Source organism: Scytonema hankhaensis NUACC26, from assembly GCF_045865695.1.
GTDB lineage: Bacteria > Cyanobacteriota > Cyanobacteriia > Cyanobacteriales > Nostocaceae > Scytonema.
Map to the genome: position 1 here is coordinate 1 of NZ_BAACAP010000075.1, position 12,519 is coordinate 12,519.

The following is a 12,519-nucleotide window of genomic DNA, read 5'->3' on the forward strand; positions in this document are numbered from 1 at the left end:
CGCGCCAACCTGGGTATGGAAGTGATGCACGAGCGCAACGCTCACAACTTCCCTCTCGACTTGGCATCTGCTGAAGTGGCTCCTGTTGCAATCAGCGCTCCTGCTATCAACGGTTAATCATAGCAGTACGCGACTAAAAAGCATCAAGACTAGATAGAAGCGCTCTCCTATTCGGGGGGCGCTTTGTGCGTTTGAAGATACCGAAAGTTAACGTTCTTATTAGGAATAGGTGCGATGAATGCACATCAGTTGGGATAGTATTTGTATATAACAATCAATAGTTTCTTTTTCATTTCATCACATATATGGTTTTCATGCATTGGTTAGTCTTGATGACTCTCTCTACAGGATTAATTGCACTCTTTGTTTCAGTTGATTTTATCTCTTAAGCAACTGGTTCAAAGACAGTAGCCTATAGACCACCAGGAAGGTCAGCGTGCGTTAGATACAAGAATTAGCGCTCTCGTATACTCTCATGTGTGTATGGTTTCTGCTGAGCGCCAAGGTCAGGGACACCCACTCATCAAAAAACCCGCACGTGGCGGGTACAAACTAAAGGGTATAAAACATAGACAAACTGTTAAATTTTCGTGTCGGCTTACCTCCATCTTAAAAATAGGGAACGGGGAGTAGGAAGTAGGGAGTGGGGAGTGGTCACTGGTCAGGTGGTCACTGTTTAAACTGTTACTAACTGACGATTGGTGGGAGAAATGGCGTTGGCTACAGTGGATTTTGTTACTGACTTGTGCTTAACAATGTCGCAAACGGCTTCAAGCGCTGACTCGATAGAACCTTGCAACCAAGCGGGGAATCTAGAGCAGTGTTCGCCAGCAAAGAATAGGGTGTTTTGGGGTCTTTGCGCTGCCAAGTAGTTAGATTCGCTGTCATCCCAATGAATTGTGCATCCACCTGCACTCCACTTATACTCACCCCAAGCAATGGATGCTTTGTCTACGATCGCACCAGTCTCATTCAGTTCGGGGTGAAGTTTGCTGACTGTGTTCTGCACGTAGTCAAAACGTTCTTGTTCTGACATCTTGCCCATGCGTAAGGCATCGTCACCGATGGTGTAGCTTGCTAACATGACGCTACCGCGCTCTGGATTGAACTTCACAGAAGGGTAGTAGGTTTGACGTACACCTTCACCACTGAAGGAAGCTCCACCTTTGATACCTTCTTTTGCCCAGAAAGCTTCCTTGGTATGAAAGGCAACTTTAGTGCCAGGGCAGTAAACTGTGTTGTGGATGGAGTCTAACTTTTGCGAGTCAAAACCACTCAATTCCATTTTACGAAGAATGGAGAATGGAATGGTGCATAATACGTAGTCACAGTTGGTGGTGTGCAATTGACCGTTTTGTTTCCAGGTAATTTGGGTATGGTCTTTTTCTACACGCAAAGCAACAACTTCAGCATTACACTGGATGTTCGCTTTGATTGAAGTTGCCAAGCGCTGAATCAGTTGATCCATTCCACCCTTAAGTTGTAACAAGTCGTGGCTGGTTTCGGTCATGATGTCGCCAAGGAAGATATCCAATCCTTGGGAGCACTTTGCACGGAAGCTGGGATTTTGAGTGAGGAAGGAGTGTAAATCAATGGTTTCGCCGTCTTCGCTAAAGTAAGGATCTAAATCTAAGCGCTCCAACTCATCCATCAGGTGAGATTGCAAGTCGCGCTCAAAATCAGAACGAAGATTACCTGGTGCGATGGTATTGATGATGGTTTTGAGCCAAGCGGCAAAATTGCGAGTTTGTTCGCTGTAACGAGTGTCAGTCAACAGACCGCTTTCTGTTTGTTGCAGGGTGCGGGGTGCATCTTTCATCTTCAGCACTTGACCGTTGATGTTCATTTTGGCGTTGCTTTCCTCGAACACGGTCATAAACTTGCACAGTTTGTCAGCTAATCCCATTTCTTGAACGTAATGTAGTGTCAGTTCGTGGTCGCTAGGAATACGCATTGCTCCGAGTTCGGCGTAGGGTGCATCTGGCTCATTACCGAAGCGGTGCGTCCACACCCGTCCACCGATGCGGGGGCTACCTTCTAAAATCTCAACAGTATGTCCCAAGAGTTCGAGTTCGTATGCAGCAACTAAACCTGCAATTCCTGCTCCTAAAATTGTAATGTGCTTCTTTTCGGATTGGCTGTTAACGAATTGGAATTGTTCTTTAATCATTTGAGCGTTCATTGTTTTATCCCCTTTGTGTTGTTTGTCTGATGATTTAGGATTCAACTTGTCACGGACGATTACGTAATTTTGATAGCTATTTGTATAAATTGAATACTATTTATTACGGTTACCGACGGAAACTGACTTTTTCTGACGGCTGGATTTTTGGTAGCAATGGAGGTGTAGCGAGCGAGAGTCCAACTCTCTTGGGTGCTTGCACGCGAATTACTTAGAGCCGGAATTGGTATTGAGTCCACCCCCCAACCGGAATAATTTGTGCTATTTGCGGCTAAAACACATAGTTCGTCATGCATTGGCAACGATTTGTCCAAAAGAAGTGCTTTGAAAAGTTCACTTCCAATACTCGTACCACTTCCCTGCTACTGGACTAGTTACTCCTCCTGGCTGCTGAATAATTGAATACGCGAACACAATTTTCTTGTTTTTACCCCCTATTTCCCTTAACTGAGCAGTATTGAGAGTCTATGGATAACATGACATGACAAGTAGTCATGTTAACATTCTTATTTGTGTGTCACTGTATACACTTAAAATTTATATTTACTGTTTATTGAAAGTTATGTGGTAAGAAAAGAATATGGCTAGTTTCTAAAAAAAATTAAATATGTGTATTAATAGTCCTATTTCATCTGACTACCATCATTTTATAACACAGTATAAAATGTTTCTAAATGACTATAGAAAATCTAATAAGTTAATTGTATTAATTAAGACTTGCAAATGCCGTAAGATTCAAATGATTTTGTACATACGAGCTGTAAAAGCACACATAACTGCTATACACACTTATATACGACTTGTTTCAATATATAATCGGCTTTTTCAAAAATACTGGGATAGTACTCACGGGTAAGAGGCTTATCGTAAGCTGCTATCGCTCTTTCGTTCATCGTCATCGTTGCCTTCGACATATGATTGAAGTAATGCCCTCAATCGCTTTTATTCAATATGACTCAGCTATCCCAGCCACGTCGAACACGGATACTGTCGCAGACTATGCGAAGAGCCGAAGAATTACATCACCATCAAACGCAACGTCGTGAACTTGGTATGCAGTGTCGTGCTATTTTTGAACGCATTCGTCCCCAACTCATTGAAACCCATTACAACTGGTTTATCGCCATTGATGCGGATAGCGAAAACTACCTTTTGGACTTGAAACTAGAAGGCTTGCTACAACAAGTTCGCGATCGATATACTAACAAGGCTTTGAGCTAGTACTTTGTTAGTACACCTTAACAGGTGTAGGGTTTGGGGTTTGCCAGGAGAGGGGATTGTTGGCTTGCTGGGTTCTGACTTTGGTGTACACGCAGCCAGCCCGAACAGTGCAAATGCAATTATGGCAATCCGTTTCATACAAAACCTTATAGGAGTTTAAAAACCTTGTAGCTATAGTAGATATACTTATTGAGAGTTAGCGTTATTTGAAGTGATGGGAAGAATACCATCTACCTCAAGAGTATCTTCAACTCGAACATGACTCTTAACAATCGGACGTTAACCATCTATGGTGTGTTTAACCTATCCACTTTAATATTGTACGGTACAGCGAACCTGGTCATCGCCCCTCAAGAAATCGTAGCCCTGAGGAGGTCGGGTCGCTGAGTACCGAGCCCCAGAGAGAACCCAAGTTACTTAATTTCCAATCCCAGTTTTTCAGTATATTCACCAATGTCAAATTTATCTTTAATAGACGAACATTTTATTTATTTTATATTTCATTGACTAGTTACGTATAGGGTACAAGCTCCTAAATTTATTTATGTAAAAAGAAATTAATTCATTATTCAAATCCTCTACTTTCAAAGATGAGAATTAACTGGTCACTGGCCAACATAATTCGTAATTCGTAATGCGTAATTCGTAATTGAAGAAGTACAACGACGAATTACGAATTACGAACTACGAATTATTCTGTCACTGGTCACTATTAAATAATTACTTATGAACAAAATAACAACTATTGTAACGAGACAGTGGAAAATTTTACTAGCTTTTAATCTTTTTGTGATTCTAGCTACAGGATGGGCACTAGCCACTGCTAAACCAGTTTGGATGGCTGGCGCACAATTAATTTTACCAAAAACCAACAGTAAGCTGGATGCAAATTTAGGAACTCTTGGTTCTCTAAGAAATGGTGACGTTGGTTTTTCCACAGAAGTCAATCCTCTCAACGTGCAGGCATCCATTATCACAAGTGATGCTTTGTTAGAGAGAGTCTTAGCGCTTGACCCTGAAAAAAAGAAGTTTAAAAGCGTATCTGGGTACAAAAAAATATTTACGGTAAAACCAGCAGAACAATCCACAATTATGTCGCTTACCGTAACTGGCTCTAGCCCAGAATTAGCATTACAGCGAGCAATAGTTTTAACAGAAACTTATCAAAAACGTTTAAATGAACTGCGACAAGCTAACAGTCGAGCACGACAACAATACAATCAGCAAGAGTTAGAACAGGCTAAATTAAAATTAACTCTAGCTCAAAATAATTTAACAAATTTTAAAAAATCTAACGGTATAGTTAATGATGAAGAGCAAACTAAAGGTATTGTCAGCACAATCAATAGTTTGATAAGCTTGAAAGCCCAAACTTTAGCTTCAGTCAAGGCTAATGAAAATCGTGTGAAAGTTCTCTCAAAACGCTTAAGTATGGTACCAAGCTCAGCAGTCCAGTCCTTAAGCTTGGGCGAAAACTTAAACTATCAAGTTGTACGCCAACGTTTACTAGATGTAGAAGGTTCTTTGCGCCAAAAACAATCGCTGTTTACAAACGAGCATCCAGAGATAAAAACCCTTCTTTTACAACGCGCCCAACTACAACGCATCCTTCAACAATACGTTGCACAAGACGCATCCGGCACAAAAGTTGACACAACAGTAGCTCCTAATGTCCAAGGTCGCACTCCTTTAATTCAACAACTTATTTTGGCAGAAAGCGAAGCCAATGCACTAAAGGAACAAGCACAACAACTTGATTATCAAATCATTCAACTACAAACCACATTAGAATCAGTTCCTGAAAATCAAGCAAAGTTGTCAGAATATAAACGACAAGTTGATATTGCCTCTGGGGTTTATAATGGTCTACTTGCTCAGATACAGCAAAATAATATTGATGCTTTTGATGCATATCCAAATGTACAAGTTTTAGATCCACCTCAAGTTGAACCAAAACCAATAAGTCCCAGGCGAATGTTAATGATAATTAATGCTGTTCTGGCGTCAGTTGTGGGTAGCATTGCTTTGGTGTTATTTTTAGAAAGCCGCAATCCTCTGTTAAGCCCTAAAGATTTACAAGCTCGAAAATTTGCTCTTGTACAAACTATTCCTCGAATCAAGCATTCTGCTACAAAATTTGAACTTGTTGATGAAACAGAAGTTGAGTTTCAACGCCTTGCTTCTGCAATTAGCTTACAACCTTTGCACAATCACCGATTGTTAATAACAAGTGCCATTGTAGGAGAAGGTAAAACGACTGTTACCATAGGGCTAGCTTATGCATTAGTAGATTTGGGTTTTCGAGTTCTGCTAGTGGATGGAGATTTCAAGAAAGCAGAACTCAGTCGCCGTTTGGGTTACACTCAAGGATTGACAATAGGGCAATTACAAGTCCCAATACAATCAAATCTAGATTTATTACCAAGTTTACCCAAACAAGGCAAAATTATGGAAACGCTGAAACGGGGGGCTTTTGAGCAAGCATTGGCAACTTGTGAGAAAACTGGGGATTATGATTACATTATTGTTGACAGTGCTCCTGTCAGTTTAACCAGTGAAACAGCCCTCATGGCTACCATAATTTCCAATGTGCTGTTTGTCATCCGTCCAAATAATAGCTACAGAAACTCTGTTAATGACAGCTTTGCACAACTGACTCAACATAACGTGCAAATTTTTGGTCTCGTTCTTAACGGTGTGGAAAGTAAGACTACACCCTATCCTAAAGCTTCTCACGCTTCCGTGACTAACTCGTAAACTCTATGCAACGTAGGAAGATCGTTAAGATAACAGCAGCTAGCGCAGTCACTTTTGGAGTGTTAAATACAGTCTGGGAATCTTACTCTGCGGCTTCTAAAAATAAGGCTCAAATTAGCATTGATTGGACAAATCAAATAGCACAGTCTACTCCTTTTACCTTTGGTTCTAATGATTATGAGATTTTGTCTCCCGAACGTGCTGCCGATCGCACCTTCCAAAATCATATTCAGGAACTTGGTATTAAGTTAATTCGCATTCACCACGCCGAGTTATGCGATCGCTGGACTGATTCTGCAACCAAAACTTGGAATATTCCCAAAATCAAAGCCGGGTACGATGTTTCCTATCCTCACAAACCCACTATCATTCAAAATCTTCCTGGTTGGCCTAAATGGATGGCGCAGAGCAAAGACGGTTTCTTGGATAAGTCCGAGTACGATCGCTACGCTATTTTATGCGCTCAACTCGTGGAAATTCTTAACCATCGCCTCCAAAAAAAGGTTATTTACTGGGAACCCTTGAATGAAAAAGAAGTTTCTTACGATAAAGCTTGGAAATTAGATGAACTGTGGATAATTTACAACAAAGTAGCACAAGCCATGAAAACTGTTGACCCTCAAATCAAAGTGGGAGGACCTGCTTTAACATGGGACAATTCAAAAAGACTGGAAGCTTTTCTCAGAGACTGCAAACCGAATATAGATTTTATCTCTTGGCATCGTTATGGTAGCAAAGACGCAAAACAACTTACCGATGGGATTATGTCTTACACGCCTAACTATGGGCGTCAAGTTAAGGACTTTCGAGCGATCGCAAGGAAATATATACCAGAACGTCCAGTCCCTTTGTTACTAGGAGAATACAACATCAACTATTTGTGGACATCCGGAGAAACAAGACAGCACAACCATATTGGGGCAGTTTGGTTTGCTTCGGTCATAAAACATCTTGCGGATGCTGGTGTTGATATGGCAACTTCCTGGCATCTCAAAGATGGGGTTTACGGTATGATCGACCCAAAAAACAAATTACGACCTCCCGCAACTATATTTGCTTGGGCAAATAAATACTTAGTAGGAATGGTAATGCAAACAACAAGCGACCATCCTTTCGTAGAAGCTTTAGCAGTGCAACAAAGGGATAGTAAATGCCACGTACTACTTATCAACAAGTCCTCTCAAGCTATAAATTTAAGCTTACAATCAAAGCAATTATTGGCTAATTCCAAAACTTTACAAATGTTATCTTTAAATGCCAACGGTATTCAGACTAGCGCCCCAGCTGTAGAAGCACTGAACAGACAATTGTTGTTAAGCCCTTACTCCGTGACACTGATTTTAACCTAACTATTCTTAAATAAAGGTAGATGCTTCCCAGATAAGACCACTTCAGACTAACTTTGAGGTAGCGTGGTTTTATGTGCTTGACCCATTAGACCACATCTAACTTATAGCAAAGGTATAAGTAAAAAACCTCTAACTCAAGAGTGATAATGTCTAGAAAAAGGGAGTGGAGAACTCGGAGTCCCTCTGGGGATCGGAGATCTTTTTATGGGAGATTAACAAGTTACTAGTAAGTGCTTCCTGTTAACAGATGCATGAATCCGTGTCTATATTGATTTTTTATACAATCTTTACAATCAAGAGAGTATTTCCACTATTCATTATATGAGTTTTAATTAAGCAATTTTGCGGTTATTTTTTGCGGCTATTTAGAGTTAGTTTTATTGGTCAGGTACAAATTGAACCCGATCTTAGATTTCAACCCATTACGCACGTCATAATACTTTATATGTTGAGGTAATCTCATGCGAGTTTGTTATTTAATTCAAAGTCATAAAAATCCAGAGCAAATTTATCGACTTGTCAATACAATTAAGAAGACCAGCCCAGAATCTATTATTATTGTAAGCCACGATTTCTCTAGTTCTCAACTAGATGAAAAACAACTGAATCATTTACCAGAAGTTTACTTAGTTTCAGGTCTAGGAGGAAGAGGTAATTTTTCTATTATTGAAGGATATTTGAACGCAATTGATTGGCTTTTTAAAAATAAAATAGAATTTGATTGGTTAACTAATCTGTCAGGTCAAGATTATCCGACACAACATCTCTCAGAAATTAATAATTTTTTATCAAACACTTATTATGAAGGATTTCTAGAATACTTTAAAGTTTTCTCGACAGAAAGCCATTGGAGCCTAAGAGAAGGTTACACCCGATATTTATACAAATACCACAAAATTAAATTCATTGCTCAACTACCTGACCGGGTAAAGGATTGGTTAGCGCCAATCAAAATAATTAATTATGTACAACCATTTTTAAGAATTAATATTGCTTTTGGAATGATTGGCTTGAAAAGAAAACCTATTTTCAAGGAAAATCTTGTTTGTTATGGAGGTTCTTTTTTTTGTACTTTGTCTAAAAAATGTATAGAGTATTTGTATAACTTCTCTAAATCCAATCGTAACATTATTGATTACTATCAAGAAGTTAATGTTCCAGAGGAATCTTTTCTTCAAACAGTATTGATAAACAGTCACTTATTCAAGTTATGCAATGATAATAAGTTTTACATTGATTTTACGGGAACTCGAAATGGTCGTCCTCGGTTGTTATCAACAGAAGACTATGCTTCTATAGTTAAAAGTGATACTTATTTTGCTAGAAAATTTGATTTAGATAAAGATCGTCAAATTTTAGATCTTTTGGATAATAGAATTTTGTCTGTCAATTCATAAATTAGTATCTTGCACCAACTTTAAAATAGAAGTTATACCATTTCACCAAATGATTGCTACACACGATCCCCCCTAGCCCCCCTTAAAAAGGGGGGAAATTTTGAAAGTCCCCCTTAAAAAGGGGGGAAATTTTGAAAGTCCCCCTTTTTAAGGGGGATTTAGGGGGATCTTGAGAGATCCGTGTACACCGCAGCTGGGGTTGAGGGGAGATGAGGGGATCGTATTTGTCTCAAAGACATAGAGAAATGGTATTAGCGCAAGATAAGAGAAAAAACTGAGGTTATAGCATAATTAATCCTAAGCGCACGCCAACAGCTACAGCTTCTGTACGAGTAGAGACACCCAACTTTTGAAAAATAGAAGAGACGTGAAACTTTACAGTATGCTCGGAAATTTGCAACCGTTTGGCGATCGCTTTATTACCCACTCCCGCACCTAGCATTTCTAAAACCTCGATTTCTCTTGGCGTTAATGTTTGTACGGGAGTTGCGACTACTTTTTCTCGCTCGCTAGCATCTTTAAGAGCAAGTACAGACTCCATAACATCTGGGTGCAACACTACAAGTCCAAAAGCGATAGCCTCAACAGCAGCAGTAATTTCTGATTCCGTACTAGTTTGAGGTAGTATGCCCCTCACGCCACTACGTAACCCAAGCTCAAGATCGATACGATCGAGTTCGTCAGCAAGAACGAGACACACAAAAGGATCTTGTTGTTGCAAAGAAAGCAATTTTTCCCAGAGCGAGCGTTGAAAATTGTTACCCAAATCTAGGAGTACAACATCGGGTTGTAGTTGCTCAACTTCTCCCCCCAAATTATCCAAGTCTGATGCAGTACCCACGACTATCAGTTTGGAATTGGTTGTTAGCACGGCTGATAAACCCGCTCTTACTACTGGGGAAGCAGCAACTACTAGTACCCGAATCATATTGCCTCCACAATGGGATGGCGAGCGTGCAAGAATTTCTCGACTGTGAGGCTGGGTATTGCTATAGCCAAACCATGAGCAATCATAGTGTTAATTCCAATAACCCGTCCTTGACAATCAGCAAGCGGTCCTCCAGAATTGCCAGGAAAGAGTTGGATATCAGCCATAACTGCATAGTGTTTGTTCGCATGAATAACACCACTCGTCACAGCGCCACTGTCACCAAAAGGATTACCGACTGCTAATACTAACTCTCCAGCTCGTAAAGCATCGGAGTTACCAATAGTTGCTACGGGGAGATCGGTTTTGGCAATTTTTAGTACCGCTAAATCCTGTGTAGGATCGATACTGATGCGTACTGCTTCACACACTCGTCCATCCCAGAGTTCTACTCTTGCTCTGTGATGAGTCGCAACATGAGCGTTAGTAATAATTACACCATCAGATCGCCAAATAACACCGGAACCACTTCCAAAAGAACTACTGCAAACTTTTACAGTACTTTGACACAATTGTTGTGCGATCGTTGCAAACTCTGCTGTTATATCTTGAAACATCTTATTGGTCACTGGTTACTGGTCACTGGTCACTGGTTACTGGTTACTGGTCACTGGTCACTGATTTTTCAGCGACGACTATTTCTAACTCAACTAACGCTCCACCTCTAATGATTTGTAGCTTGACAGCTTTTCCAACGCGATCGCCACTATTTAAGAGTGCTAGTATATCACCCGTGTCATTGACAACAGAATTATCGAAAGTAATTATGACATCACCAATCAGTACACCTGCATTGTCAGCAGGACCATTTGGCTCTACATTAACAACAATCGCGCCACTTGCTGAAGTTAAATTCAATGCTGTTTTCAAATTACTTGGCAATCGCACGGCTTGCATGCCCAAACCAAGATAACCGCGTGTCATTCGTCCCTTTGCCAAGAGTTGGTTGACGACTCGATTAATTGTAGAAGCCGGAATAGTCAAAGCTGTACCCCGTCTTCCTGATGTGTTCATTCCAACTACATAACCAGCAGCATCTACGAGCGATCCACCAGCAAAACCACGATATAGGGTAATATCTGGACGAATAAATTGGTCAATGTTTCCACCGCTCATACTCCGCCAAGCACCACTGACAACACTTACAGTACCTAGTGCTGCACGAATATCACCTTCGTTACTTCTTGCTAATCCTAGTACGAGATGACCGACTTTGAGTGTTGCCGCATTACCAATCTTTGCTACGGGAATTTCTGTTTGTGGTAACTTAAAAACAGCGACATCGGTACTGGGATCGCGTCCTATAAGATTGACTGGTACGGTTTGTCCGTTTGATAGGGTTGCTGTGATTTCTTCGTAGCGATGAAGTGCTTCGTCTGAGGTAATAATGATACCACTTTGCCAGTGAATTCCGCTTGAGGACATACGGGAACCAGAGTTAATGGCGACAATGGCTCCTCCAACTTGCTCGACGGTTTCTGCTATGTTGTTGGAAAGGGTTTGTAGGGTGTTGAATGTGTCTGGTGAGGACATTTTGTTTCTTTAAGGAGTGGTTTATTTGGAGTTTTGAACCGCAGCCTGTAGCAGACGGACGCGGATAATTTTTTCTTTCATCTGCGTGCATCTGCGTTTGTCTGCGGTTGCTATAAATTAATGGTGACGTTTTGTGGCTACAGTTGACATCGGAAAAATGAGGAGATGAGTACCTAGAAAAATGGCTAGTATTTACTGCTCCAAAACATTTCTGTTCTTAAGTGTAAATTACAGAGTGTTAAGGACATAGTTGGAAAAATCTATAATTAGCTTCTAAAGTTATTTTCAATGTTTGTTTATCAACTACCCTGCAAATGTTAAAATTGAGCAGATATATTAGCTACTATCCAGGGCGAATGCTATGAGTATTATCATTTCAGATGAAGTATTACAAACAACCCAAATGTCTGAGGCTGAGTTACTAACTGAAATTGCAGTTCTGCTGTTTCAGAAGGAAAAATTTACTTTAGGTCAAGCAAGTCGTTTTGCAAAAATGAATCAACTCCAGTTTCAGCGCTTACTTGCAAGTCGGCAAATTCCCCTTCATTACGATATTAATGAACTTAGGGAGGATATAAAAAGTTTGGAAGCAAATAATTGGCGATGATTATAGTTAGCGATACATCATCTATTTGTAACTTGGTACGTAAAAATACGAAAATAAGTAGGTTGGGTTGAGGAACGAAACCCAACATTTACAGGCATTTGTTAAGTTTCTCCACAGTAAGCCCAATCCACAAAAATTATTATCTGAGTAGTATTGGGAGAGATATAAGTTAATTGATATTTTTCTCTCAAAGAAGGTTAGAACTTTGTCGTCCACCTAGTCGTTCCAACTGAGCAGGCGCTAGCACGTCAACTGAAATCGTTGCATATGGTCCCAACTTCTGACCAATAATTAAGAACCGAATAAAATCTCCCAATCCCTCAATTAACCGTGAATTTCGTAGCCCTCCACAATCCACTGGAGTGAAGCCAATTTCAAGAGCAAGTTGCATCACGGTTTTTCGAGCATTTTCGTTATCTGATGCAACAAAAACAGAGACTTTATAATCTTTCAAAGGTGTTGGTGCTATTGGACTTTGGACAAAAAAAGAGAGTTCGCGGATTTTATTCGCGAATATAAGAAATGATTAGTCTTGTTTATATTTT

The 12,519-nt window shown here is 40.2% G+C and carries 11 protein-coding genes and 1 pseudogene; 7 read left to right on the top strand and 5 right to left on the bottom strand.

Going from position 1 to position 12,519, the window contains the following annotated elements:
* Window positions 1-117 (top strand): annotated as a pseudogene (locus ACKTT2_RS02260) (photosystem II q(b) protein); the annotation flags it as partial.
* Window positions 118-676: 559 nt separating this feature from the next.
* Here the strand turns inward: ACKTT2_RS02260 and ACKTT2_RS02265 are convergent.
* Complete coding sequence (locus ACKTT2_RS02265) at window positions 677-2,182, bottom strand: flavin monoamine oxidase family protein (protein ID WP_407883542.1); 1,506 nt, start codon at window positions 2,180-2,182, stop codon at window positions 677-679.
* 89 nt (window positions 2,183-2,271) lie between these two features.
* Here ACKTT2_RS02265 and ACKTT2_RS02270 point away from each other — a divergent pair, with 89 nt between their 5' ends.
* From ACKTT2_RS02270 to ACKTT2_RS02290, 5 genes are all read left to right on the top strand, one after another.
* A complete protein-coding gene (locus ACKTT2_RS02270; RefSeq protein ID WP_407883544.1) occupies window positions 2,272-2,397 on the top strand; it encodes a hypothetical protein in 126 nt (41 codons plus the stop codon).
* Window positions 2,398-3,133: 736 nt separating this feature from the next.
* Window positions 3,134-3,403 (top strand): hypothetical protein, encoded by a 270-nt coding sequence (locus ACKTT2_RS02275; protein ID WP_407883546.1) that lies wholly within the window; start codon window positions 3,134-3,136, stop codon window positions 3,401-3,403.
* Between the two features lie 726 nt (window positions 3,404-4,129).
* The gene (locus tag ACKTT2_RS02280; RefSeq protein WP_407883548.1) at window positions 4,130-6,160 is read left to right on the top strand and encodes a GumC family protein; all 2,031 of its coding nucleotides are present in this window, start codon (window positions 4,130-4,132) and stop codon (window positions 6,158-6,160) included.
* Window positions 6,161-6,165: 5 nt separating this feature from the next.
* Window positions 6,166-7,509 carry a GH39 family glycosyl hydrolase gene (locus ACKTT2_RS02285; RefSeq protein ID WP_407883550.1) on the top strand — a complete coding sequence of 448 codons (1,344 nt, stop codon included), beginning with the start codon at window positions 6,166-6,168 and terminating at the stop codon, window positions 7,507-7,509.
* A 461-nt stretch (window positions 7,510-7,970) separates the two neighbouring features.
* Entirely contained in the window at window positions 7,971-8,906 is a 936-nt protein-coding gene (locus ACKTT2_RS02290) for a beta-1,6-N-acetylglucosaminyltransferase (RefSeq protein WP_407883552.1), read from the top strand.
* A gap of 280 nt (window positions 8,907-9,186) precedes the next feature.
* Here the strand turns inward: ACKTT2_RS02290 and ACKTT2_RS02295 are convergent, their stop codons facing one another.
* The 3 genes from ACKTT2_RS02295 to ACKTT2_RS02305 are packed head-to-tail and all read right to left on the bottom strand — an operon-like array spanning window position 9,187 to window position 11,367.
* Entirely contained in the window at window positions 9,187-9,834 is a 648-nt protein-coding gene (locus ACKTT2_RS02295) for a response regulator transcription factor (RefSeq protein WP_407883554.1), read from the bottom strand.
* A complete protein-coding gene (locus ACKTT2_RS02300) occupies window positions 9,831-10,403 on the bottom strand; it encodes a S1C family serine protease (RefSeq protein ID WP_407883557.1) in 573 nt (190 codons plus the stop codon). Before ACKTT2_RS02300 ends, ACKTT2_RS02295 begins: the two co-directional genes overlap by 4 nt.
* Window positions 10,404-10,434: 31 nt before the next feature.
* Window positions 10,435-11,367, bottom strand: a complete 933-nt coding sequence (locus ACKTT2_RS02305) for a S1C family serine protease (protein ID WP_407883559.1) — start codon at window positions 11,365-11,367, stop codon at window positions 10,435-10,437.
* A 361-nt stretch (window positions 11,368-11,728) separates the two neighbouring features.
* On the opposite strand from ACKTT2_RS02305, the gene ACKTT2_RS02310 reads away from it, so the two are divergent.
* Window positions 11,729-11,974 carry a UPF0175 family protein gene (locus ACKTT2_RS02310; RefSeq protein ID WP_407883561.1) on the top strand — a complete coding sequence of 82 codons (246 nt, stop codon included), beginning with the start codon at window positions 11,729-11,731 and terminating at the stop codon, window positions 11,972-11,974.
* A 187-nt stretch (window positions 11,975-12,161) separates the two neighbouring features.
* Here the strand turns inward: ACKTT2_RS02310 and ACKTT2_RS02315 are convergent, their stop codons facing one another.
* Window positions 12,162-12,428: an NAD(P)-binding domain-containing protein gene (locus ACKTT2_RS02315; RefSeq protein ID WP_407883563.1), complete on the bottom strand. Its 267-nt coding sequence runs from the start codon at window positions 12,426-12,428 to the stop codon at window positions 12,162-12,164.
* Window positions 12,429-12,519: the final 91 nt, after the last annotated feature.